This window comes from Colwellia aquaemaris (assembly GCF_057548755.1).
This window is the reverse complement of sequence record NZ_BAAJLV010000002.1, coordinates 204,161-228,315: the sequence shown is the minus strand read 5'-3', so window position 1 is coordinate 228,315 and position 24,155 is coordinate 204,161. Positions and strand designations below refer to the sequence as shown.

Annotated in this window: 22 protein-coding genes; 10 read left to right on the top strand and 12 right to left on the bottom strand. The window is 38.8% G+C overall.

Translation table 11 applies throughout. The annotated features are described in order from the left end of the window. Positions 1 to 43: 43 nt before the first annotated feature. From djlA to AC27HL_RS07300, 3 genes are read right to left on the bottom strand one after another with little or no spacing between them, the layout of a single operon-like run. Positions 44 to 856, bottom strand: a complete 813-nt coding sequence (djlA, locus tag AC27HL_RS07310; protein WP_487080221.1) for a co-chaperone DjlA — start codon at positions 854 to 856, stop codon at positions 44 to 46. A 33-nt stretch (positions 857 to 889) separates the two neighbouring features. After that, a complete protein-coding gene (gene murU / locus AC27HL_RS07305; protein ID WP_487080219.1) occupies positions 890 to 1,579 on the bottom strand; it encodes an N-acetylmuramate alpha-1-phosphate uridylyltransferase MurU in 690 nt (229 codons plus the stop codon). 18 nt (positions 1,580 to 1,597) lie between these two features. Next, the gene (locus tag AC27HL_RS07300) at positions 1,598 to 2,605 is read right to left on the bottom strand and encodes an aminoglycoside phosphotransferase family protein (protein WP_487080217.1); all 1,008 of its coding nucleotides are present in this window, start codon (positions 2,603 to 2,605) and stop codon (positions 1,598 to 1,600) included. Positions 2,606 to 2,749: 144 nt separating this feature from the next. On the opposite strand from AC27HL_RS07300, the gene lptD reads away from it, so the two are divergent. From lptD to AC27HL_RS07265, 7 genes are all read left to right on the top strand, one after another. Beyond that, entirely contained in the window at positions 2,750 to 5,029 is a 2,280-nt protein-coding gene (gene lptD / locus AC27HL_RS07295; RefSeq protein WP_487080215.1) for an LPS assembly protein LptD, read from the top strand. Further along, positions 5,029 to 6,351 (top strand): peptidylprolyl isomerase SurA, encoded by a 1,323-nt coding sequence (surA, locus tag AC27HL_RS07290; RefSeq protein ID WP_487080749.1) that lies wholly within the window; start codon positions 5,029 to 5,031, stop codon positions 6,349 to 6,351. Before lptD ends, surA begins: the two co-directional genes overlap by 1 nt. After that, positions 6,351 to 7,334: a 4-hydroxythreonine-4-phosphate dehydrogenase PdxA gene (gene pdxA / locus AC27HL_RS07285; RefSeq protein WP_487080213.1), complete on the top strand. Its 984-nt coding sequence runs from the start codon at positions 6,351 to 6,353 to the stop codon at positions 7,332 to 7,334. The genes surA and pdxA overlap by 1 nt, the downstream gene beginning before the upstream one ends. Before the next feature lie 23 nt (positions 7,335 to 7,357). After that, entirely contained in the window at positions 7,358 to 8,179 is an 822-nt protein-coding gene (gene rsmA / locus AC27HL_RS07280; protein WP_487080211.1) for a 16S rRNA (adenine(1518)-N(6)/adenine(1519)-N(6))-dimethyltransferase RsmA, read from the top strand. Then, a complete protein-coding gene (gene apaG, locus AC27HL_RS07275; protein WP_487080209.1) occupies positions 8,172 to 8,564 on the top strand; it encodes a Co2+/Mg2+ efflux protein ApaG in 393 nt (130 codons plus the stop codon). Before rsmA ends, apaG begins: the two co-directional genes overlap by 8 nt. A gap of 9 nt (positions 8,565 to 8,573) precedes the next feature. Beyond that, positions 8,574 to 9,386 carry a symmetrical bis(5'-nucleosyl)-tetraphosphatase gene (locus tag AC27HL_RS07270; RefSeq protein WP_487080207.1) on the top strand — a complete coding sequence of 271 codons (813 nt, stop codon included), beginning with the start codon at positions 8,574 to 8,576 and terminating at the stop codon, positions 9,384 to 9,386. 174 nt (positions 9,387 to 9,560) lie between these two features. Then, positions 9,561 to 11,579 (top strand): methyl-accepting chemotaxis protein, encoded by a 2,019-nt coding sequence (locus tag AC27HL_RS07265; RefSeq protein WP_487080205.1) that lies wholly within the window; start codon positions 9,561 to 9,563, stop codon positions 11,577 to 11,579. Between the two features lie 240 nt (positions 11,580 to 11,819). Here AC27HL_RS07265 and AC27HL_RS07260 read toward each other — a convergent pair whose 3' ends face one another. From AC27HL_RS07260 to rplU, 5 genes are all read right to left on the bottom strand, one after another. Further along, positions 11,820 to 12,602, bottom strand: a complete 783-nt coding sequence (locus AC27HL_RS07260) for a hypothetical protein (RefSeq protein WP_487080203.1) — start codon at positions 12,600 to 12,602, stop codon at positions 11,820 to 11,822. Positions 12,603 to 12,707: 105 nt separating this feature from the next. Next, on the bottom strand, positions 12,708 to 13,199 hold the full coding sequence (gene folA / locus AC27HL_RS07255) for a type 3 dihydrofolate reductase (RefSeq protein WP_487080201.1): 492 nt from the start codon (positions 13,197 to 13,199) through the stop codon (positions 12,708 to 12,710). A 125-nt stretch (positions 13,200 to 13,324) separates the two neighbouring features. Next, the gene (cgtA, locus tag AC27HL_RS07250; RefSeq protein WP_487080199.1) at positions 13,325 to 14,485 is read right to left on the bottom strand and encodes an Obg family GTPase CgtA; all 1,161 of its coding nucleotides are present in this window, start codon (positions 14,483 to 14,485) and stop codon (positions 13,325 to 13,327) included. Positions 14,486 to 14,683: 198 nt separating this feature from the next. After that, positions 14,684 to 14,941: a 50S ribosomal protein L27 gene (rpmA, locus tag AC27HL_RS07245; RefSeq protein WP_487080197.1), complete on the bottom strand. Its 258-nt coding sequence runs from the start codon at positions 14,939 to 14,941 to the stop codon at positions 14,684 to 14,686. Positions 14,942 to 14,957: 16 nt separating this feature from the next. Continuing rightward, positions 14,958 to 15,269 carry a 50S ribosomal protein L21 gene (gene rplU / locus AC27HL_RS07240; RefSeq protein WP_487080196.1) on the bottom strand — a complete coding sequence of 104 codons (312 nt, stop codon included), beginning with the start codon at positions 15,267 to 15,269 and terminating at the stop codon, positions 14,958 to 14,960. Between the two features lie 233 nt (positions 15,270 to 15,502). Here rplU and ispB point away from each other — a divergent pair, with 233 nt between their 5' ends. Both ispB and AC27HL_RS07230 read left to right on the top strand, forming a co-directional pair. Then, on the top strand, positions 15,503 to 16,474 hold the full coding sequence (ispB, locus tag AC27HL_RS07235) for an octaprenyl diphosphate synthase (RefSeq protein ID WP_487080748.1): 972 nt from the start codon (positions 15,503 to 15,505) through the stop codon (positions 16,472 to 16,474). A gap of 137 nt (positions 16,475 to 16,611) precedes the next feature. Next, the gene (locus AC27HL_RS07230) at positions 16,612 to 17,700 is read left to right on the top strand and encodes an aldose epimerase family protein (protein WP_487080195.1); all 1,089 of its coding nucleotides are present in this window, start codon (positions 16,612 to 16,614) and stop codon (positions 17,698 to 17,700) included. 58 nt (positions 17,701 to 17,758) lie between these two features. Here AC27HL_RS07230 and argR read toward each other — a convergent pair whose 3' ends face one another. From argR to AC27HL_RS07210, 4 genes are all read right to left on the bottom strand, one after another. After that, positions 17,759 to 18,241 (bottom strand): transcriptional regulator ArgR, encoded by a 483-nt coding sequence (gene argR / locus AC27HL_RS07225; protein WP_487080193.1) that lies wholly within the window; start codon positions 18,239 to 18,241, stop codon positions 17,759 to 17,761. A gap of 93 nt (positions 18,242 to 18,334) precedes the next feature. Further along, complete coding sequence (locus tag AC27HL_RS07220) at positions 18,335 to 19,402, bottom strand: ACP S-malonyltransferase (RefSeq protein ID WP_487080191.1); 1,068 nt, start codon at positions 19,400 to 19,402, stop codon at positions 18,335 to 18,337. Continuing rightward, the gene (locus AC27HL_RS07215) at positions 19,399 to 21,603 is read right to left on the bottom strand and encodes a dehydrogenase E1 component subunit alpha/beta (RefSeq protein WP_487080190.1); all 2,205 of its coding nucleotides are present in this window, start codon (positions 21,601 to 21,603) and stop codon (positions 19,399 to 19,401) included. The genes AC27HL_RS07220 and AC27HL_RS07215 overlap by 4 nt, the downstream gene beginning before the upstream one ends. 118 nt (positions 21,604 to 21,721) lie before the next feature. Beyond that, positions 21,722 to 22,915 carry an acyl-CoA dehydrogenase gene (locus AC27HL_RS07210; RefSeq protein WP_487080188.1) on the bottom strand — a complete coding sequence of 398 codons (1,194 nt, stop codon included), beginning with the start codon at positions 22,913 to 22,915 and terminating at the stop codon, positions 21,722 to 21,724. A gap of 130 nt (positions 22,916 to 23,045) precedes the next feature. Between AC27HL_RS07210 and AC27HL_RS07205 the strand changes: the two genes are divergently transcribed. Then, positions 23,046 to 23,876 carry a LysR family transcriptional regulator gene (locus tag AC27HL_RS07205; protein WP_487080186.1) on the top strand — a complete coding sequence of 277 codons (831 nt, stop codon included), beginning with the start codon at positions 23,046 to 23,048 and terminating at the stop codon, positions 23,874 to 23,876. The last annotated feature ends 279 nt before the right edge of the window (positions 23,877 to 24,155 follow it).

Sequence of the window (24,155 nt, the reverse complement as noted above, 5' to 3'; positions counted from 1 at the left end):
TGGCGCAAGCAAGTCAACTTAAATACTAATCTCTCGCTTGTCTTTAAGGTTTGTTTCGCTCACTAATAATTTCGTAAGCGGCTTGAATGTCTTGCGCTTTTTGCTTGGCAATTTCCATCATTTCTGGCGGTAAGCCTTTCGCGACAAGTTTATCAGGATGGTGCTGAGACATTAATTTACGGTATGCTTTTTTAACTTCGCTTGCAGAATTTTTCTCAGTGACACCTAAAACCTTGTAAGCATCATTTAATTGTTGTTCTGAATTCACATAACCTTGATTTGCGCCGTGTTTACCTTGCTGATGAAAATTGGCACCCGCAATAATCATTTCTAGTAAATTGTCGAGTTCTTTAGCAGAGTAACCAAGCCCTTTGGCAATTTGATGTAGAGCATCTCGTTCGGCATTATCAAGCTTGCCATCAGCAAATGCCACCTGAATTTGTATTTCTAAAAACAGTAATAGCAAATCGTGGCGGTTACCTACCGCAGACTTTAATTTTGCTAGCCTTTCCGTTAATGGAAAACCAGTAGTTTTTCCGTCGCGAAAAGCTTCTTGTGCTTGCTGTCGTAACTCCCCTTTCAGTCCTAACTTATCCATATAAGCAGTAGCAAAAGCTATTTCGTGTTGTGTTACACGGCCATTAGCTTTGGCTATGTATCCCATAACGGAGAATGTGCTGTAGAAAAAAGCCGCTTGGCGGTCAGTATCACTTTTAGAACCGGCCAAATTATTAAAATCCAGCCCGACACCTTTATCAAATCTATGGCCGAGCCAAGCACCTAATAGTGCGCCAAAAATATTTTTACTCAGCATAAAGCCAAACAAGAAACCTAATATTTTACCCCAAATTCGCATAATGAAACTCTGTTACTTTTACTCTAATATGAATTACTGTTTATTTAATATCGCTAAGCGTTCTGGTGTGCCTACATCTGTCCATGGCAAGTCAATTACACTCGCAGAGATTTCTCCGGCGTCAGCTGCTAATCGTAACATTGGTGCCAGTGGTTTAACTTTATGTTGCTGTAATATTTCGGTTTGATACTTGGTAAAAAAACACTTTCTATATAAGGCAATACCACTGAAAGTATAAGTGGCTTGATTAGTGTTCGTAGGGTTGGCCAGCTTACCGCTACTAAGACAAAAATCACCTTTAGGGTTGTGCTCAGGATTAGTTACCAAGATTAAATGCGCATTAAAATCATCGCCCAATTCAGGGAGGTTTTTGAATTCATAATCACAATAAACATCACCGTTAACAACAATAAATACGTCATTGTCTTGTTCAGTCAATAAAGGCAATGCTTTAATAATGCCCCCAGCGGTTTCAAGTGCTGTGGGCTCTTTACTATATTGAATATTGACTGAAAATTTTTCACCATTTCCTAAGTATTTAACCAGTTTATCACCCAACCATGCGTGATTAATGACTATATCTTTAACACCTGCCGCCAGCAAATTTTTGATATGGTATTCAATTAATGCCGTGCCATTAACTTTTAATAAAGGCTTAGGACAGGTATCGGTTAGCGGGCGCATACGCTCTCCACGCCCTGCTGCTAAGATCATAGCTTTCATAGAAAATATCTCATCAATTTACTTTTCTCGCTCAGCGTTAACAGCGGGAATAACTTTATTTGTTACCAATTCATGAATAAAATTGAGCTTATCATATTGGCCGCTAATATCTTGGATGTATGTTAAGGTAAGCGGGATATCAGCTAAGTAATTTGATTTTTGATCTCTGTGATGTAAACGAGCAAAAATACCACTAGCTTTTAAGTGGCGCTGCAACCCGGTTAAATCAAACCAATATTGCCATTTTTCTTGAGATAAATTCTCATTTGGAAAATAGCTTTGAGCTCGCTGCCTGAAGCTCTCTATTATTGGAGAGATCAAATCATCAGGCCATTTAATGTAGCAATCTCGTAATAGGGAAACTAAATCATATGTTACCGGCCCTTTTACTGCATCTTGAAAATCAATAATACCCAAAGCATTATTTTCTATCAGCATAATATTACGGCTGTGGTAATCTCGATGCATAAAAACTTTCGGCTGTTCAAGCATCGCACATGTAATAAAGTCAAAGCATGCTTTTAGCTTATTATTGTCTGTTTTTGATAAATAAATACCTAAATGCGCTTCAAGCAACCACTCTTTAAATATCATTAACTCGGTTGCAATAAATGCGTTATCGTATGCAGGTAGATTTTCCGCTAAGGCAATTAATTCTAAATTTATTTTTTCTAATTCAGAAGTAGCTTGTAAATAATATTGCTGCATATTGTTTAGCGACAATTCATCTGCAAGTAAAGTATTCCCAAAATCAGTTAAACATAGAAAACCAGCGGTTAAATTTTTCGCCATAATTTGAGGAACATTAACATTTACCGAGAGTAAATAGGCTTGTACTTGCATAAATGCATGGTTATTAGATAAATTAACCGGCGCATCTACCGCAATATATGATTTATTTTGAACTTGAAAACGAAAATAACGTCTAAAACCGGCATCGCCTGTTAGAGGCTTTAAGTCTATATTTTTGCAGGAAAAAACATTTTCAAGCCAATGTTGTAATTGCCTGGTTCTTAAATTGTTCAATGATGATGCTCTTGTAAATGCGATAACGTTAATGTAACTAATTCGCAGGCCAATGAAAATTGCTATATTATTACAGACTTTAGCGGTAAAATGCCGCTCTTATTTAAAGCTTTTTATTTTTGTAGTTAATTATTCGGATAATAAATGCGTTTTTCCCTTAACAAAGTTTCTTTTGCCTGCTTGTTTTTCTTCTCATTTGGCAGCAACGCACAAAACACTGATACGACTAAAATAGCACTAAGCCAATGCCCTATTCCTAGTTTTGCTGATATTGCAAAAGAAACGGGGAAAGAGGCAAATGAAAACTTTACCATTTTATCTTCATCATCAAGCATTAAAAAAGGTGAGTTCGCACAGTTTGATGGCGGTGTTACTTTATTAAATAAAGACAGAACGATTGTTGCTGATGAATTAGCCGTAAACCGAAACAATGCAACGGTTATCGCCAATGGTGACATTCACTTTCAAAATAACGGAATTAATATTTTCGCCGATACGCTAAATATTAATGAACAGCAAAGAACAACCTCGTTAACAAATACTTCTTATCAATTAAACGGCTCTGCCGGACACGGTAATGCCCAAGAAATTAATATAAATGGTAATGGCAAAACCTTAAGCTTTATTGATTCGAGTTTTACTACTTGTTATGACCCAATACCTGATTGGCAAATGCGAGCAAGTGAAATTACTATCTCTGCAGATAAAAAATCGCTTCAAGCATATAATGCTAGGTTTCGACTATTTGATATCCCAGTGTTATACATTCCTTATTTGACCATGCCAATAGGGAATGAGCGTCAATCAGGCTTTTTATACCCGAGTATTAGTTCCTCTAATAACTCAGGCGTCGAGATTCAAGCACCTTATTATCTTAATATTGCTGAAAATATGGACGCAACGATAACACCGCGCTATATGTCCGATCGCGGCACCCAACTTATAACCGAATTTAGATATTTAGATGGTTTACAATCTGGACAAGTGGATGTTGAATACCTTAATAAAGACAAAAAATTGCTCAATAACGATGATTCACGTTACTTAGCAAGGCTACAACATATTGGCACCTATTCGGATAGATTTCGTGCTCATGTCGATTACACCACCATCAGTGATGACAATTACCTTGTTGACTTAGGTAGTAGCCAGTTTAATGCCAATGACTCATATTTATACCAAGTTGGCGAATTGTCATACTTTGCAGATACTTGGCAGTCAACGTTAAAACTGCAAGATTTCGAAGTGTTGGGTGATCACCAACGTAGTTACAAAACCTTACCACAAATTGAAATTAGCAGCCAACAGGCTCTATCAAGCTTTGATGGTATCATTGATATTTACTCTGAACTTTCAAGCTTTGACACACCTGATAACTCTAAACCGACAGCTGAAAGGTACCATTTAGAGGCGGGCTTACTATATCCAATAGTTACTCCCGCTTGGTTTCTAAATTCCGAAGTCAAGTTATTACAAACGAATTACACACAAAAAAATATCGATAATGCGAGCAAACTCGACAAAAACGTCAGTCGTACGTTACCAAAAATTCGAGTTCATGGTGGCGTTAATTTCGACCGAAATTTATCGCTATTTGGTCGTAATTATAACCAAACCTTAGAGCCACAATTACAGTATTTATATATCCCAGATAAAGACCAAAGTAATATCGGTATATACGACACTACTAATTTGCAAGACGATTACAATGGCCTTTTTAGAGATCGTCGATTCAGTGGTATTGACCGTATCGCACAAGCTAATCAAATATCATGGGGTTTAACCAGCCGTATATTAGATGATAAAAATGCCGAATTATTACGCATGAGTTTAGGTCGTATTGTTTACTTTAATGAAAGCAACTTTAATAATGAACAAAGCGTCATTGCAGATAAATCAGCATTGGCAGCTGATGTTTTTGTACACTTAAGTCGTAATTGGCAATTTAGTAGCGATATTCAATTTAATACCGATACAAATACCACAAGTAAAAGCCAAACGTCACTCGACTATTTGTTTTCAGATAATCAAACAATTCAATTGAACCATCGATATGCTACTGATGTCTCAGGAGAGTCATTAGAACAAATGTCTTTAGCAGCCACAGTTAAAATTGCACAACGCTGGCAGTTTGTAGGTCGCTTTACTCAAGATTTACAAGGAAAGCGCAGTATAGAAAGTTATGCTGGGCTTGAGTATAGTAGCTGCTGTTGGGGAATACGGTTTACCTACCACCGTAATATCAATTCAAAAATTGACGATGGCACTAATATAATAAATGAAAACCGCGACGCATTTGATAGCGGTTTTAGTATTCAATTTGTATATAATGGCATTAATAACAACCGATCGTCTGACAGTATAAGCGATATGTTAAATTCAAGTATATTCGGCTATAAACGCCCATACTTCCTTAATAATTAATTAGAAGAAATTTACGTTACATGAAAAATTCATTGAAATTATTACTCCTTAGCTCAGTGATGATGCTAAACAGCACACAAAATGTTTTGGCTGAAGAAGTTGTTCTAGATAGAGTAGCTATTGTCGTCAATGATGGTGTAGTTCTAGAATCAGAAATACAAGACTTGGTCAGTTCAATTACCTTACAAGCAAAAAAAAATAACCAAGCACTTCCATCACAGAGTGCCTTACGTACTCAAATTATGGAGAAATTAATAAACGACAGTATCATTGCTCAACTTGGTGAACGTATGGGGGTGCAAATAAGTGATGCACAACTTGATCAAACGTTAACGAACATGGCACAAGAAAACGGCCAAAGCATAGAAATATTTCGTGAAATGCTAGTTTCCCAAGGCGAAAATTACGAAAAATATCGTGAACAAGTAAGAAAAGAGCTTATTTCAGGTGAGGTACGCCGTGCTAGCTTAAGACGTCGCATTTATATATCTCCACAAGATGTTGCTAATCTACTTTCCGCTATGAAAGAGCAAAACAGTGCTGACGAAGAGTACCGACTTGGGCATATATTAATAGAATTTCCTAACAACCCGACCCAAGAAGATATTAACTCTGCAAAAACCAGAGCAGAAAAGGTTATTGAATTGTTGGAAAGTGGCAGTGATTTTACCAAAATTGCTATGACATCATCAGGTGGTGCTAAAGCGCTTGAAGGCGGAGATCTAGGTTGGAAAAGTATTAATGAAATGCCCACCTTATTTTCAAAGCTTGTTGATGGCAAAGAAAAAGGCAGCATTTTTGGCCCTATTAGAACCGGATTAGGTTTTAGCATAGTCAAGCTTGTTGATATTCGCGGTCGCCAAGTGGTGGAAATTGAAGAAGTAAGAGCCAGCCACATATTAATCGAACCATCTATTATTCTTAGCGAAGCGAAAGCTGAAGCTATGCTACAAGGTTTTGTTGATCAACTAAACGCAGGTGAAGCTGACTTCGCTGAACTAGCAAAAGAACATTCACAAGGACCAACAGCTGTTAGGGGTGGGGACTTGGGTTGGTCAGACCCTGGTAAATATGACCCTGCCTTTTCAGAGGCATTGGCTAGTTTGGATATTGATGAAATACATAAGCCATTTCGTTCATCATTTGGCTGGCATATTGCCAAACTAACTGGCCGCCGTACGTTAGATGCCACAAACCAAATGAATGAAAATCGTGCATACCAAATTTTATACAATCGCAAGTTTGGTATTGAAGGAGCTCGTTGGTTAAAAGAATTACGCGACGAAGCTTATATTGAAGTGATCGAATCGGAAAAGAACTAGTGTTAAAAAGAATTGCAATAACACCAGGAGAACCGGCAGGCATTGGCCCTGACCTGGTCATTGAAATTGCCCAGCAGGATTGGCCAACACAAATTATTGTAGTTGCCTCTCCTGAGTTATTGACAGCTCGAGCTGCTATGCTTGGTTTACCATTAATCATCAAAACTTATGATGAAAATAGTAAACCCAGTGCCCATCAAGCAGGAACCTTAACCGTTCTACCTGTCGCATTAGATGACGAATGCCAAGCAGGCGAATTAAACCCGAATAATGGTCGTTATGTTGTCGAAACATTGCGCATTGCCAGTGAGAAAAATATTTCTGGTGAATTTGACGCGGTTGTAACAGGTCCGGTACATAAAGGCTTGATAAATCAAGCAGGCATTCCCTTTAGTGGTCACACAGAATACTTTGCTAACCAAGCAAATTGTACCGATGTAGTTATGATGCTAGCTACCGAAGGGTTGAGAGTAGCGCTTGTTACCACTCATATTCCGCTCGCTTATGTTGCAAAAGCAATTACTTTTGAGCGCTTACAGAAAATTACCCGTATATTACATCAAGATTTAATGACTAAATTTGGCATTTCTGAGCCTAAAATTTATGTTTGTGGGATCAACCCTCATGCCGGTGAAGATGGACATTTAGGCCGCGAAGAAATTGATGTTATGATCCCAGCGCTTGATGAATTAAGACAAGAAGGTATGAATTTAATTGGGCCACTGCCAGCTGACACCATTTTTCAAGAAAAATACCTAGCAGATGCCGATGCAATATTAAGTATGTTTCACGACCAAGGTTTACCAGTTCTTAAATTTAAAGGCTTTGGTTCATCAGTAAATATAACTTTAGGATTACCATTTATTAGAACATCCGTTGACCACGGTACAGCCTTAGACTTAGCAGGCAGTAACCAAGCTGACGTTGGAAGCTTTAATGAAGCTATACAAACGGCAATCACTTTAGCTAACAATCAACCGTAGAGTTATTTGAGCAATACAAAATTATGAGTAAAAACTCCCATTTAGGCCATCAGGCAAAAAAACGTTTCGGTCAAAACTTTCTACATAACGATGCCATTATAAGCGACATAGTCGATGCAATTAATCCTGAGCCAAATGAAAATTTAATTGAAATAGGCCCTGGTTTAGGTGCCCTAACGGAGCCAGTCATTGAGCGTGCTGGCGCACTAAGTGTTGTAGAGCTTGATAGAGATTTAGCACACAGATTACGTCATCACCCTTTTTTAGCACCTAAATTAACCATTTACGAAGAAGATGCCTTAAAGTTTGATTTCGCTAAACTCGCATGTGCAGACAAACCATTACGTATTTTTGGTAATTTACCCTATAACATTTCCACACCGCTAATCTTTCATTTGTTAACTTTTAAAGACAAAGTGAAAGATATGCACTTTATGCTACAAAAAGAAGTCGTTGAGCGAATGGCATCAGGCCCTGATTGCAAATCATATGGTCGTTTATCTATTATGACCCAATATCAATGTCAGGTTATTCCGGTAATGGAAATTGGCCCAGAAGCATTTAAGCCAGCACCGAAGGTCGATTCAGCAATTGTTCGCCTGGTACCGCACAAAGTGATTAAAAACCCTGTTAAAGATCTAAAAGCGCTCAATCAAGTATGTTTATCGGCATTTAACCAGCGCCGTAAAACAATTCGAAACAGTTTTAAAAAGCTAATATCGGCAGAGCAACTACAAGAACTAGGTGTAAACCCTAGCTTGCGCCCAGAAAATTTGCATTTAGATGACTTTATTAAGCTAGCTAATTTTATAACAGATAACCCGATCACGGACAGCAATGACTAAACAAAACGTTCTCATTTCCAACAATATACGAGTATCAGTTACAAGTGATTATATTGCCCAGCAATCGCTGGAGAATGAACAGCAATTCGTTTTTAGTTATACCATTACAATTAGCAATGAAAGTGAAGAAACAGTTCAGTTAATCAATAGATACTGGCAAATTACTGATTCCAACGGTGAAAACAATACAGTTTCTGGCGAAGGAGTAATTGGCCAACAACCTTTTATTGAAGCTGACCAAAGCTTTACATACACCAGCGGTTGCATATTAAAATCACCACTTGGCAACATGCAAGGGCATTACCAAATGCAGCGGAACAATGGTGAACTCATTCAAGTTGATATTCCAATATTTCGTTTAGCGAAACCAAATATATTAAATTAATGGAGTTTTATGGCCATTTATTTTGTTGGAGATATTCAAGGTTGTTATAGCGAACTAGATGCACTACTTGAGAAAATTGCTTTTTCAGTAAGTACCGACCAATTGTATGTTGCTGGTGATCTTGTAGCCCGCGGCCCTGACTCATTAACTACGTTACGTTTCATAAAATCCCTAAAAAATAGTGCGAAAATTGTTTTAGGCAATCATGATTTACATTTGCTTTCAGTATTTCATGGCTTGAAGAAAGTTAAAAAGCAAGATCGGCTGGCGATGCTTCTCTCTGCTCCAGATATCGAAGAACTAATGCATTGGCTAAGAAAACAACCGTTAATTCAACAGCTACCAAACGAAAATACATATATGTCCCATGCTGGGCTTTCACCACAATGGAACCCAGTAATTGCCATAGAGCAAGCAACAAGTGCCCATGAAAAGCTAATATCAGCTGAATTCAAATTTTGGTTAAAACAAATGTATGGCGCTCAACCAAATAGCTGGAGCAAAGCCAATACAGATATAGAAAAATTCAGATTTACTATTAATACCTTAACACGCATGCGTTATTGCTTTAATGACGGCAGTTTAGATTTTGATTGCAAAGAAGGTCTTGAGAAGGCACCAAGCAACCTAATGCCTTGGTTTGACTTTTCACACCTAAGTTCAAGCACACAATGGATATTTGGCCATTGGGCTGCATTAATGGGAAATTGTTCACCTAAAAATATCCACGCCCTTGATACCGGCTGTGTTTGGGGGCACCATTTATCTATTCTTAGGTGGCATGATAAGAAAATATTTACGGAACAGGCGCACAAAAGCTAAAGTAAACAGTGCTCTTTGGTTTAAAAAGTTAGATAGCTTGTTATACTAGCGTTAAGACTTGTATGTATTCCTAAGTAGTCTAATAAAAATTGCAGGTTTGTTTTGGTGATAGAATTAAGTTTTTATTACTTTATCAACCGGAAAAATAATGAAATTTATATATTGGTGGGATCTATGAAATTAACAGTAGCAATGAAAATAATCGGTGGCTTCACCATTATTTCCCTATTACTTTTTTTAACCAGCATAATATCATGGAGTAGTTTAAACACTATTGGTGATGCCACAAAGCAGCAAAATGAACTTGCTATACCTACATTAAAGGGCAGCAATAAACTTGCAAACGATTTAACCAATATAGGTAATTTAACCTTACGTGCATACTATCAAACCGAACTAGCTCCATTGGCCAATAATAGAGCTTCATTTGATGCCGATAAAGCAGACTTTAGAACACAACTGAAAAAGCTAAAAAATATCGTCAAGGATGAAACTAGCCTGATCACAAACTTACGTAAAGTTGACGCGGTTTATGATAATTTAGAAGGCGAAATTGACAGTGTACTAAACAACCGAAAACTCGCCATAGAGCAATATGCAACTTTGGTGGAAAAAGTAGACCTGATTGAAGAGAAAGCGGATGATACCGCCACTGTGCTGTTAGACCTAGCTGATCATGATTTAGCCGATACAAAGTTACAGCGTGCTGTAAGCTTAGCTGAGCACCTAGAAACCCTACTTAACAGCATGGTTAGCTCTGCCTTTGAATACCGCGAAATTATCGACCAACAATCTGCGGCACTCGTTGCTAATGAAATTAAAAACTCATTTACCGATATTACTAACTCAGTTGATGACGTAATTAGCGAGTTAAACCAGCAAGGAGCACCAAGCGTAGCTGAAGAACTTGGCGCTAGCTTCTCTGAATTAAAAAATTACATCACAGGTAGCGAGAAAATATTTGATAATAAAGATAGCCAGCTTAACGCCATGGCTTCAGCTACCAATAGTTTAAAAGCTTCAGAGGAAGGTATTAGTAAAAGCAATGCTATTTTGGCAACTCAGGTTGACTTAGCAAACAAAAATACCATAGAAACCGGGATACTTGTTGAAGACTCAGTATCAGACGGTACACGTAATACGGTTGTTATTACCTTAATTTCTATTGCATTAGCTATAGCCATTGCTTGGGTTACATTAACCAGCATTACCCGCCCATTAGGTCGAGTTAACGAAATGCTTAACGTAGTTGCTTCTGGTGACTTATCACGTAAGCTCGATGAAAGTGGCAACGATGAATTTGCGCAACTATCACGTAACTGTAATTTGCTTATCGATAGCCTAAGAAGCCTTATTCAAAGTATTGTCAGTCGTTCTACTCAGCTAGCGACTGCGGCAGAGCAAACCTCTGCGGTTACAGCACAAAGTACTACAGCCATTGAAGAACAGCGCACACAAGTAGAACAAGCAGCGTCAGCTACTACTGAAATGAGCAGTACCTCACAAAGTGTATTATCAAGTGCTAACGACGCATTAGGTGAAATTAAGCAAGCAGATGACGAAGCTGAACGTGTTAAAGTAATTTCAGGACGCAATCGTGAAACCATTGAGCTATTAGCCAACGAAGTTGAATCTGCCTCACAAGTAATCAACAAACTACAACAAGACAGTGCATCCATTGGTGGTATTCTTGATGTTATTCGTGGTATTGCAGAACAAACCAACTTACTCGCGCTAAACGCTGCCATTGAAGCTGCACGCGCTGGTGAGCAGGGTCGAGGTTTTGCTGTTGTTGCCGATGAAGTTAGAACGCTAGCAAGCAGAACACAAGAGTCAACGCAAGAAATTCAAAATATGATTGAAGTTCTTCAAGGTGGCGCTGAAAAAGCCGTATCTGTTATGGAAACGGGTAAGAAACAGGCAACTAATTGTGTCGATCAAAGTGTTCAAGCTGAACAAGCTCTAGATACCATTACTCATGCAGTACATGAAGCCTTTGATCGCAGTTCACAAATTGCTACAGCAGCCGAAGAACAAAGTGTTGTTGCGCATGAAATTAGTGAGAACTTAGAGTCGATTGTTGCTATAGCTGAGCAAACAACGGCTGGCTCGCAACAAACAGCAGAATCAAGCAGTGAAGTTGCTCGACTAGCTGAAGAGCTGCAACAATCAGTGCAAGAATTTAAATTATAAATTTTCCCTGAAACATAAAGAGCAGCAAATATACGCTCAGCTCTTTAAACAGAAAGTTAGATAAAACCGAACCGTTAATTCTGTTCGGTTTTTTTATTGATATGAAGTCGTCAAATGTTTTTCGACCACACAATGGGAATAACAGCAAACAGATTTATGCCTAATCACAACTAAAAAACCTAACTAATGCCGTAGTATCAGCCTCTTGAAAAAATAATCTTATTAATGCCTTAAGGCTATTTAAAAAATTTTCTGCCAATGCAACAAAATGTCACTATTGTTAAAAAAATATCTCATATGCAACTGCCCACCATTTTCTAGCTTCAGCTCCAATGGCACCTTATCCTGCCCTACAAAACCAGGATCATTGCTACTAAGAAATGAAATATAATAGGAGCCGCTATCAAAAAAGGTTGTGCCTTGGTATTGATATCGAATTAGGTTGCCCAAGCTATCTACAAAATCAAATTCCGAACTCCAAAAATAAAGCACATTAGACTTTTTGCTAAACACTAACGAAGCACCAACATTTGTCGATAAATCTATGCCATTTTCCTGATATCCAGTTAATTGCCAACGGCCGCTAGGAAAATATATCTTAGTAGTAGGTGTGCTAATATTTAGCTCAGCTTGCTGTTGAACTAATTTTTCTGCGGCAGTTTCAATAGTGTTATCTTGCTGCTGGCTTTGAACTTGCGCCTGAATTGTAGGTTTTTGAGCTGGCTGTTGTTTTTCTTGTACTTGTTGAGCTATCTCGACACTACCTTGGCGATTAATCGTTTTTTGATTCGAAGCTTGGCTGCTCTGCTGTAATTTAGGGTTTGGTAGTAATCGAGGCACCAGTAATAACCCAACCCCTAACACAATCAAAATTATTGAAGGGTTACTAACATTTAACTTAATACCAAAGCCTTCAACATGATTACTATTGGCACTTTCCTTTTTACCAATAATAAAGAGCACTAAACCAATTACAATTAGTGCGCAGCCAACCAAGACCACAATATTATCAAATATATCCATTAATTAAGCCTCGATAAATATCGTCTCAGCTAATTATAGACAGAGAAACTGTTAGTACCCCAAGCTAGGCTCACTATTTCATTAAAAAGACGCCTTTAACAAATATTATGACTGTCTTTGGTAAACACAAAAGTTAAGCTTATAGGCGTTCTTTTCATCAGACTCTCGTAGCTCGCTTGCGATTAATTGCCACTCTTTAAGGTCATACTGTGGAAAATAAGTGTCGCCTTTTATGTCAGCATCAATATGCGTTATATAAAGTCGGTTCGCAGCTGGTAAACAATGTTTATATATTGCTCCACCACCAATCACCATCACTTCTTCAACATCGTTCACTAGTGCTAATGCAGCATCAACAGAGCCAACAACGTCAACCCCTTCAGCCTGATAACTGCCATCACGCGAAATAACAATATTTTTACGACCCGGCAACGGACGACCAATCGACTCATAAGTTTTCCGCCCCATAATAATAGGTTTACCTAATGTTGTTTTTTTAAAGTAGGCTAAATCTGCGGGTAAATGCCATGGCATGTCGTTATCTTTGCCAATAACGCGATTGTCTGCATGTGCCACTATCATGGAAAGTATTGTCATAAGTATATTGTTATTAACTCGGTAAATTTAAAAGGGATTATACGTTATTCTAAACAACAAAAAAGGTGCAATTGCTAGTCAGCAAATGCACCTTATATCGTTAACTGATTTAGAAACTGAGATGATTAGCGTTTGTATTCCACTTCAACGTCATAATCGTCTTCATCCCAATCTTCATCGTCAAGGTCATCTTCTAGGTCAGCCATGGCATCTTCATGATAAGTATCCCATTTAAATTCAACGGTTTTACCATCAACAGGCGTTTCTTCTTCCTCAACAGGAAGTGATTCAATAAAGTTCATCACCCCTTGGCAAAGATCATCAGTACCCATTTTATTAAAGGCAGATATGCTGCGAACTTCACCTTCCCAGCCAAGTCCTTCAATAATACGATCTGTGACTTCTTTGGCTTCTTCTTCTAGCATCAAATCTAGTTTGTTAAATACTAACCAACGTGGTTTATCAGCTAACTCTGCAGAATGTGTTTCTAACTCACTAATAATCGTTTGTGCGTTCTCAAGCGGATCAGAGCCATCAATAGGCATCACGTCAACAACATGTAAAAGAATACGACAACGCTCTAAATGCTTAAGAAACTGTGTACCTAAACCGGCACCATCAGCGGCACCTTCAATCAATCCTGGAATATCAGCAATAACGAAGCTGCGTTGCGCATCTAAACGCACCACACCTAAATTAGGTACTAAGGTGGTAAATGGGTAATCTGCAACTTTTGGTTTCGCTGCGGAAACACTACGAATAAGTGTTGATTTACCAGCATTTGGCAAACCTAACAGACCAACATCAGCAAGCAATAATAACTCAAGTTTCAGGTTACGAATTTCGCCCGGTGTGCCATCAGTTTTCTGACGAGGAGCCCTGTTAGTACTACTTTTAAAGCGCGTATTCCCTAAACCATGCCAACCACCTTTTGCAACAAGTAACTTTTGTTCATGCTGCGTTAAGTCGCCTAACTGCTCACCCGTATCAACATCAATAGCACGTGTACCAACAGGTACTTTTAACAATAAATCATCAGAGCTTTTACCGGTACAGTCACGGCTCTTACCGTTTTCACCACGTTTTGCGCGATGAAAGCGTTCAAAGCGATAGTCGATAAGCGTATTCCAACTTTCATCGGCAACTAAATAAACATCGCCGCCGTCACCGCCGTCACCGCCATTTGGACCACCGAACTCAATATACTTTTCTTTACGGAAGCTTACGCAACCATTACCACCGTCGCCGGCTTCGACGCGAATTTCTACTTCATCTACGAATTTCATGGTGTTTTAAAACACTCCAAATCGTTATTTTCTGCCATCTATTATAAATGATTTTAGTCAATTAGCTTTGAACTATGTCACTTTTTATACAATAAGTAGCAATAACATATGCCATCACTATTTTTGTCAGACGGAAAATTAAATTAATTGCAAAAAAAAACCCTGCGTAACAGCAGGGTTTTATAAGTTTGCGTATTACTACTCAGCGATAATGCTTACAAACTTGCGGTTTTTAGGACCTTTTACTTCAAATTGTACTTTACCGTCAGATAAAGCAAATAAAGTGTGGTCTTTACCGATACCCATGTTGTTACCAGCGTGGAACTTAGTACCACGTTGACGAACAATAATGTTACCTGCTAAAACTGTTTCGCCACCAAAACGCTTAACACCTAGGCGTTTAGCTTCTGAATCACGACCGTTACGTGTACTACCTGCAGCTTTCTTATGTGCCATTGTAAATCGCTCCTAATTAGCCGTTAATGCCAGTAATTTTCACTTCAGTGAACCATTGACGATGGCCCGCTTGCTTGCGTGAATGCTTACGACGTTTAAATTTAACAATTTTAACTTTGTCAGCGCGACCTTGGTTAACAACCTCTGCCACAACTTTACCACCAGCAATGTAAGGTGCACCTACATTGATGTTCTCGCCATCGGCGATCATTAAAACGTTTTCGAATTCTACTGCTGCACCAACTTCAAGTTCAATTTTTTCTAAACGAACTGTTTGGCCTTCAGTTACACGATGCTGTTTACCACCGCTTTGGAATACCGCGTACATAGCTACTCCGTACTGCGCCATCATCTATGTATGTGACGCTTAAATTTAAAATTATAGGGCGCGAATTCTACGCGAAGATATCGGCGAGGGCAAGTAGAAAAGTAATGATTTATTATAATTTTTATTTAACAAAAAACTTATCGCTTAGAAAACTTCTATCGCTATGAATTTCGTGTAAAATTAGCCCTGAATATATTGTGCATTATAACATGAAAGGTAGCTCGTTACGCTTTATGAACATCAAAAACATTCAATCTTTGACGCAACAAGACATGACAGCGGTCAACGACCTTATCTTTTCTAAGCTTCATTCTGATGTCGCCTTAATTAACCAACTAGGCATATATATAGTCAATGGCGGTGGCAAACGCATGCGCCCACTACTAACCGTACTAGCTGCTCGAGCTATGGGGTATCAAGGAAGTGAGCATTTACAACTCGCCGCTATTATTGAGTTCATTCATACCTCTACCCTATTGCACGACGATGTAGTTGATGAATCTAATATGCGCCGTGGCCGTGAAACGGCCAATGCCATGTTTGGCAATAGCGCCAGTGTTTTAGTCGGCGACTTTTTGTATTCACGTTCATTTCAAATGATGAGTGAGCTAAATAACTTGCAAATAATGGATATTCTTTCCGACGCCACCAATATTATTGCTGAAGGTGAAGTTTTACAGTTAATGAACTGTAATGATCCTGAAACCACTGAAGAAAGTTATATGCAGGTTATTTACTGCAAAACAGCAAAATTATTTGAAGCAGCAACACGTTTAGCTGCGGTAATTGCCGAGCAAGATCAAGCAACTGAAACAGCGATGCAAAATTATGGTAAACATTTGGGCACTGCTTTTCAGTTAGTTGACGATATTATGGATTACACCGCTGACGCGCAAGAAATGGGGAAAAATGTTGGTGATGATTTAGCAGAAGGCAAACCAACTCTTCCGCTGCTTTACGCAATGAAACACGGCAATGAGCAACAAAGTGCGCTAATTCGTAGCGCAATAGAAAATGGCGATGGCATGGACAACCTCGATGAGATTCTAGCGGCCATGCAACAAACAGGTTCATTAGTCTATACTCAGAAAAAGGCAGAGCAAGAAGCAGACAAAGCCATTAACGCTATCGCTGCTTTGCCTGATTCAGAGCACAAACAAGCACTTATTTCTCTGGCGCATATTGCTGCTAATCGTAGCCATTAATTAAAGTTCAGCATACCAAGTCACAACTATTCAGCGTTGTGACTTATTCTTTCCTATTGCCAACCTCTTTTAATCGCTGGTATTTCAGTAAAATCATTTGTTATAGTCTTAGCTCTATATTTGATGATGAAAACAACATGAGCAGTAGATCTATTCAAAATAACCTAATGATTAGCCAAAGCGAATTCGGTCAACTAACTAACGGTGAAAATACCCTACTTTTTACTTTAAGCAATGACAACGGTACGCAAATAAAAATCAGTAATTACGGCGGCATTATCGTTTCACTACAAACTTTAGATAAAAATAATCGTTCTGCCGATATTGTTTTAGGTTATGACACTGTTCAAGATTATGAGCGAGACCCATACTATTTAGGTGCAATAATTGGCCGTTTTGCTGGTCGAATAGATCAAGGCTCACTTACTATTGATGATGAAAGTTATCAACTCAGCATCAACAACAACGATAACCAACTTCATGGCGGCTTCAAAGCGTTAAATAAACAGCTTTGGCAAGCAGAAACTAAAAGTAGCAATGACAAGGTTAGTTTAATTTTACGACATACTAGTCCAGATGGAGATAACGGCTTTCCAGGTAATGTTGAATTTAAAGTTATATATAGCTTAAATCAGCAAAATGAACTTACCGTAGAGTATTTTGCCAGCACAGACAAAAGCACTATTGTTAACCTTACTCAGCATAGCTATTTCAATTTGGCTGGGCACAATTCGGGTGACATTTATCAGCATCAAGTCCAGCTCAACGCCGATTACTTTTTACCTATGGATGAACGTATTTATCCGACTGGAGAAATTAGAAAGGTGACTGGCAGCGCTCAAGACTTCACTCAGCCAGAGTTACTAGGAAAGAACATTAATGGCGACGATAAACAGGTTAAAATAGCTAAAGGATATGACAACTACTGGTTAAATAATCAAGATGCAATTGATGGCGATAACTATTCGGCTATGGCATTCGAGCCTACCTCAGGCAGACGCTTAACTATGTATACCGACCAACCTTGCTTGATTTTATATACCGCTAATTACATTGATGGTAGCCAAGTAGGTAAAGAACAATGCCGATATCAAAAGCATTCAGCATTTTGTTTTGAACCACAAAGAATGGCGAATAAAAACGCTGGAGCAAACATAAGCAATACAATCCTTCGACCAGACATGCCTTTCTATAGTAAAACTCGTTTTATTTTCGCGAATAAATAAAAAAGGGTAAACATTCACTGTTCACCCTTTCTTTGCAAATAAATTAGCAATAAGTAGTTTATTTTTGTGTTGAAACACCTAACAACAAACTAATTTCTTTGGTAATTTCATCAATACGGCCAACATCCGTTGGAGCTATGAATATCGTATCGTCACCTGCCAGTGTGCCTAAAATCCCCGTTGATTCGCCTAAACTATCTAGCATTCGAGAAATCAAAGGTGCGCCGCCGATACCGGTTTTTAGAATTATCTGCATGTTGTTGTGTTTCACACTAATCACCACAGATTGAATGGCTTGCTTTGATTTAGGCACCGCAAGTTCATCAGGTAAAATATAAACCACTTGTTCGCTAGCATTACGCATTTTTACCGCGCCAAGCTTAGACAATAATCTAGATATTTTTGCCTGCGACATATTCTTAAAGCCTTGCTCAGCAAGTGCATCAGCTAATTGACTTTGCGAGCCATAACATTGCTCTTTCAATAAGGCTTTAAAGGCTACAATTAATTCGGCTTCATTTTTTTTACGGCTTGTTGTCATGTTTTAGCTCAATACAGAAATATCTAATGCCTATTGTATAAAAATAATAAAAGTTCAGCCATTTTTTATTTTCAACTCAGCGCTTTATCCAAATTATTCAACAACCTGTTTACGTTGCTCAGTTAACCCCATCGCTAAAATATAAGGATTTTGCTTTTGTAAGCCAATAAAATCAGCCTTGTTTGTCATACCATGCCATTGATGAGCAATTAGGCTTTGTGCAACAGCGCCACCTAATGTTGCCCCAGGCCCTAAAATAATTAACTTGTCAGGCGCAAACTCTTTAATTGCCACTTCAATCGCTTTTGATAAGTTGTAAGGTGCAACTACTTGCGTATCAAGCGTGTAATTATATAGCTTTTCAGTATCACAACTATATGGCTGCCAAACTTGCCCTAAGCCATCGATAAGTGGAACTTTCGGGGCATTAAACATCGATGCTGGCATTTTATCCATTGCTTGTTTTGATACATCCGTTAACAATGGTGTATGAAAAGCAGCATGGTTAAATAAATTCATTGGGTATCGGTCTTGTACAACTGGCAATAACGTTTCCAGCGCTTTTAATCCCGCCTTATTACCACCAAATACAATATAACCACCAAGATTTATCGATATATGCACTTCACAGCCAGCTTGTTCATTGGCTTGTGCCAACCACTGCATCACTTGTTGTTCTTTTTCACTGTCAATTTGCCAGTCATCATTAATGATCGGGTAAATCATTTGGCCGCCAATAACACCTTTGGTCATCATCGAGCCCATAGTATTTATTAGCTCAATCGCTTGTGGTGGCGCTAATGCGCCAGCAACGGCTAAAGCAATATACCAACCCATGGAGTTACCAGTAACAGCAACAATATCAAACTCATCTTTATTAATGGCTTGATAATCAGACAAGGCGCAGGCATAAATTAGTGCTGAAGCATTTTCCCCTGCAGTGTGCACCCGCATACTGTAGTTATCCATGCCATCAAGTTCAGAAACTTTTATCTGCCCCTGACCGTCACGATAATCATCTATTAGCGATACTATTTCAGTTTTATCACTGTGTAAGCGCTGTAAGTAGCCTAACTCTTCTTTATTGTATGTGCCGCGACCTGGGCAAATTACAACGGCTCGTTGCTTCTTTTTTACTGACTGTTCTACTGATGAACTCATTGGCAAATCTCCATAGCCGCTGTCACTATATTTTCAACCGATGGTAGTACTTCATAAGCCGCTGCGCCTAAAGGAATAAAACTATCACTGGCGGTAACGCGTTTAATTTTTGGTAGCGTTTCAGCTTGCTCGTGGAGCAAGGTAACCAATGCTTCACTGATTGAACCGGTTTGGCGACATTCATCTACAATAAGCACACTTTCACAGTCATTAACCTGCGCCAAAATACCTTTTTCATCTAATGGCGCTAACCAACGTAAATCAACAACTCGTGCCTCAATGCCCTGCTCTGCTAATTGTTTTTGTGCTTGGCGTGATAAATAATTACCATTGCCATAAGTTAAAATACAAAGCTGCTTACCCTCGCCATGGGTTTTAACAGTTAAGTTTACTGCTTGATCATCGCTAGCCGGTGGTTGATATTCATGAGTCCACAAGCCATCACCTTCTTGATGCAAATCTTTGGTCATGTATAAAGCAATCGGCTCTAAAAATACCACCATGCGCTGTTGCTCTTGCGCTAAACGCACACTGGCGCGCATCATTTCAACGGCGTCTGCACCATTTGAAGGACAAGCAATAATTAATCCTGGAATATCACGGAAAACGGCAAAAGAATTATCGTTATGAAAATGACCACCAAAACCTTTTTGGTAGGCTAAGCCAGCAATACGGATCACCATAGGATTGGTAAACTGGCCGTTAGAGAAAAACGGCAACGTTGCCGCCTCACCACGAATTTGATCTTCAGCATTATGGACATAAGCTAAAAATTGAATTTCAGGAATAGGTAAAAAATTATTATGAGCAAGGCCAATGGCGGTGCCTAAAATGGTTTGCTCATCTAATAAAGTATTAATGACGCGATTCTTACCAAAACGCTCGCAAAGCTTAGCCGTCACATTATAAACACCACCTTTTTTACCAATATCTTCACCACACATTACAATGTTTGGGTACTCAGCCATTAAGTCCATTAATGCCCAGTTAATCAATTTAGCTAAGTGCTGTTTTTTCTTGAGGTTATGTTTTTCATGTTTAAAAATTTCGCCACGCTGTTCTTGCGTTACTGTCACAGAACTCCGTGCTTTAATGACATCAGGCACAATACTTTTCATTACAGCATTGGCTGAGGTTAGCTTTTCTTTGCTAGCAGCATTTTCAGCAACTACCGCAATACGTTGTTCAACTTGCTGGTAAATATTAATCAGCTCATCTGAGGTTAAAATATTATTTTCCAGAATAATACGTGCGGTATGCAATAACGGGTCTTGAAACTCAGTGGCGGTAATATCAGCCATATCACGATAAACAAACTCGGCATCAGAGCCTGCGTGCCCTAGCAAGCGCACCGTTCGCACATGGAGAAATACCGGCTTGCGCATTTCGCGGGCAATACGTTCAGCCTCTTTCGCGGTTTTATAAGTATCTAGAATATTTAAACCATCACAATACAGGTAATGTAAGCCTTCACGGTTTTTATAATTTGCCGCGATCCAACCTTCAGGTGTTGAAGTGGAAATGCCGATACCATTATCTTCACAAATAAAGACAATAGGCATAGGAATCGACTGATACGCCGCCCATGCCGTACTATTAATTGCACCTTGTGTAGTTGAATGATTGGAAGAGGCATCACCAAAATTACAAATAATGACGCCATCATCTGGTATCTCACCTTGATGCGCTAAACGTTTGGCAAGCGGAATACTATACGCTGCACCCATAGCTTTCGGTAAGTGTGAAGCGATAGTACTAGTCTGTGGTGGAATAGACAAAGCCTTGCTACCCAATACTTTATGGCGTCCACCGGAAATAGGATCATCTTTTGAAGCCGCGAACGATAACAACATGTCGTAAAGCGACGTTTGTCCAGGTACTTGTTTGCCTCGTTGGATAACAAAGGCACCACTGCGATAATGTAAAAATGCCATATCAGTAGGACGAAATGCTTTTGCGTAAGCGGCATTGCCTTCATGCCCTGAACTACCAATAGTATAAAAGCTTTGTCCTTTCTTTTGCATCACACGTGATTGCAAATCTAAATGACGACTCATCACTTGTGTTTCGAATAAATCAATAACATCGGTATGACTTAAACCAACATCTGCTGGTGTTAATGTAATTGGTGATTCTGGTAAAGTTTGGGCACGGACAAAATTGATAAAGTTTTCTTTCACCAATTGATTACGATCAGACATCATATCTCCAGTGGAAATTGTGATTTTGTATATTTAACCTGGCTTAGGCTATTTAAAATTACCGTTAAGCTCATAAACAAAAGGCGTAGTGTTAATACGCCTTTACTTATTGTTAACTTTAGAAAAAGGCTTGCAAGCCTGTTTGAGCTCGGCCCAATATCAAAGCATGAATATCATGCGTACCTTCGTAGGTATTTACCGCCTCTAGATTAATCATATGGCGAATAATGTGGAACTCATCCGCAATACCATTACCACCGTGCATATCACGGGCAATGCGAGCAATTTCTAATGCTTTACCACAAGAATTACGTTTGATCAGTGAAATCGCCTCAGGTGCTAATTGGTCTGCATCCATTAATCGACCAACCTGCAAACACGCAAATAAACCTGTGGTGATATCCGTTTGCATATCCGCTAATTTCTTTTGTACTAATTGTGTTGCGGCTAACGGGCGACCAAATTGTTCACGGTCAAGGGTATATTGACGAGCACCATGCCAACAAAACTCTGCCGCTCCTAACGCGCCCCAAGCAATACCGTAACGCGCTTTGTTTAAACAACCAAATGGGCCAGATAAACCTTTAACGTTTGGCAATAAGTTTTCGCTTGGTACGAAAACGTTGTCCATTACAATTTCACCAGTAATAGAGGCACGTAGTGAAAATTTACCTTCAATTTTCGGCGCGCTTAAACCTTCCATGCCTTTTTCTAGAATAAAGCCACGGATCACACCGTCAAGTTTTGCCCAAACAATAAAAATATCTGCTACAGGTGAATTAGTGATCCACATTTTATTACCCGTAATACGATAGCCGCCATCAACTTCTGTAGCATGAGTTGATAAACTGGCTGGATCTGAACCTGAGTTTGGCTCAGTTAAACCAAAACAACCAATATATTCACCAGTGGCAAGCTTAGGTAAATACTTCATACGTTGTTCTTCGCTACCATAAGCATAAATAGGGTGCATAACCAATGACGACTGTACACTCATGGCGCTGCGGTAACCACTATCAACACGCTCTACTTCGCGCGCAACTAAACCATAAGTTACATAGTTAACACCAGCACAACCGTATTTCTCAGGTAATGTTGCGCCAAGTAAACCTAACTCACCAAGTTCACGCATAATTTCAACGTCAAATACTTCATTACGATTTGCCTCTAATACACGTGGCATTAGTTTTTCTTGGCAATATTGATGGGCACTATCACGTATCATTCGCTCTTCTTCAGATAATAAAGAATCGAATAAAAGTGGATCTTCCCATTTAAATGACGGACGGTTAGCACTGCTTGAACTAGACATGTATTTACCTATTTTTTAGCGGGTGAATTTAGAATTGCAAAAATAATAAGCAAATATTAGCCAAAGTTAAAATATTCTTTTTCTTTATCTGCTATAGTTTTTAGCTATAGTTAGTTATTAAGATACACTTATGGATTTAAAGTCACTTTATTATTTCACCTCGGTTTATGAACTGAAAAGCTTTAGCGCCGCGGCAAAGTCGTGCTTTATTGCTCAACCATCAATTTCATCTGCAATTGCTCAGCTAGAACAACAACTTAATGTTTCTTTGTTTAAACGTCATGCTCGTGGCGTAACGCCAACAGAGCAAGGCGATAAACTATTTCCACTCGCTAAGCAGTTACTAGGGCAAGCAGGGGCAATAAAAACTATTTTTGCTGAAAAGGCTAACAAACAAGCATTTAACTTAGGCGTAACACGAGGTTTAGGTGTTGAGCGTATGAGCTTGCTACTTAAAGATTTCACCGCTGCACAACCTGAGGTTGAGCTAACATTAGTGCCTCATTCAGAAAGTGTCGATGCCCGTATTATTTTAAAAGATGAATTAGAAGATGGAGAACACTTTATTGATATGTGGCAAGAAGACTACCTGTTAGCCTTACCTTATGATCACATATTTGCACTGAATGACACCATAACCTTAAAGCAACTCGACAACTTAGCCTTTATTCAGCGCACACCGTGCAGTGCTTGGACAACGCTACAGGACACCCTAGCTTTAGCCGGAATAAGCTTAGATATCCGCGCCAAAATAACCACGATTGATTATGCCATTGGCTTAGTTCATGCCGGATTAGGCTGCGCATTTTTACCAGCGCATGAAGAAATTCTCGATAAAGGAGATGTTGTATTTAGGCCAATTGAAGGGCTGCAACTAACTCGAGAAATCGTACTTGCCTATAACAGCTCTTCCAACATTATTGATACTCTAATACGCCTTGCCCATAGGCATGCAAATTAGGACGACGACAATAAAATGAAGAAAACGTTTCAATGCACTTAGCTTTCTTACACTTTTTAAACACTTTATCAGGCTGGGTAACTAACGCCAGATAGTTACATTTGATAACATATCAACAACTATCAAGTTTGATGATATAACATTAAGATGACCATTAAGCACTTATTTAACTAGGCTTAATAAACAAAACAACAAGTAGCGACATCTGTGATGTATTTATCCATAAACATAAATTCATAATAAAAATAATATGCGAACAATAAAAAATACATTAAGCAT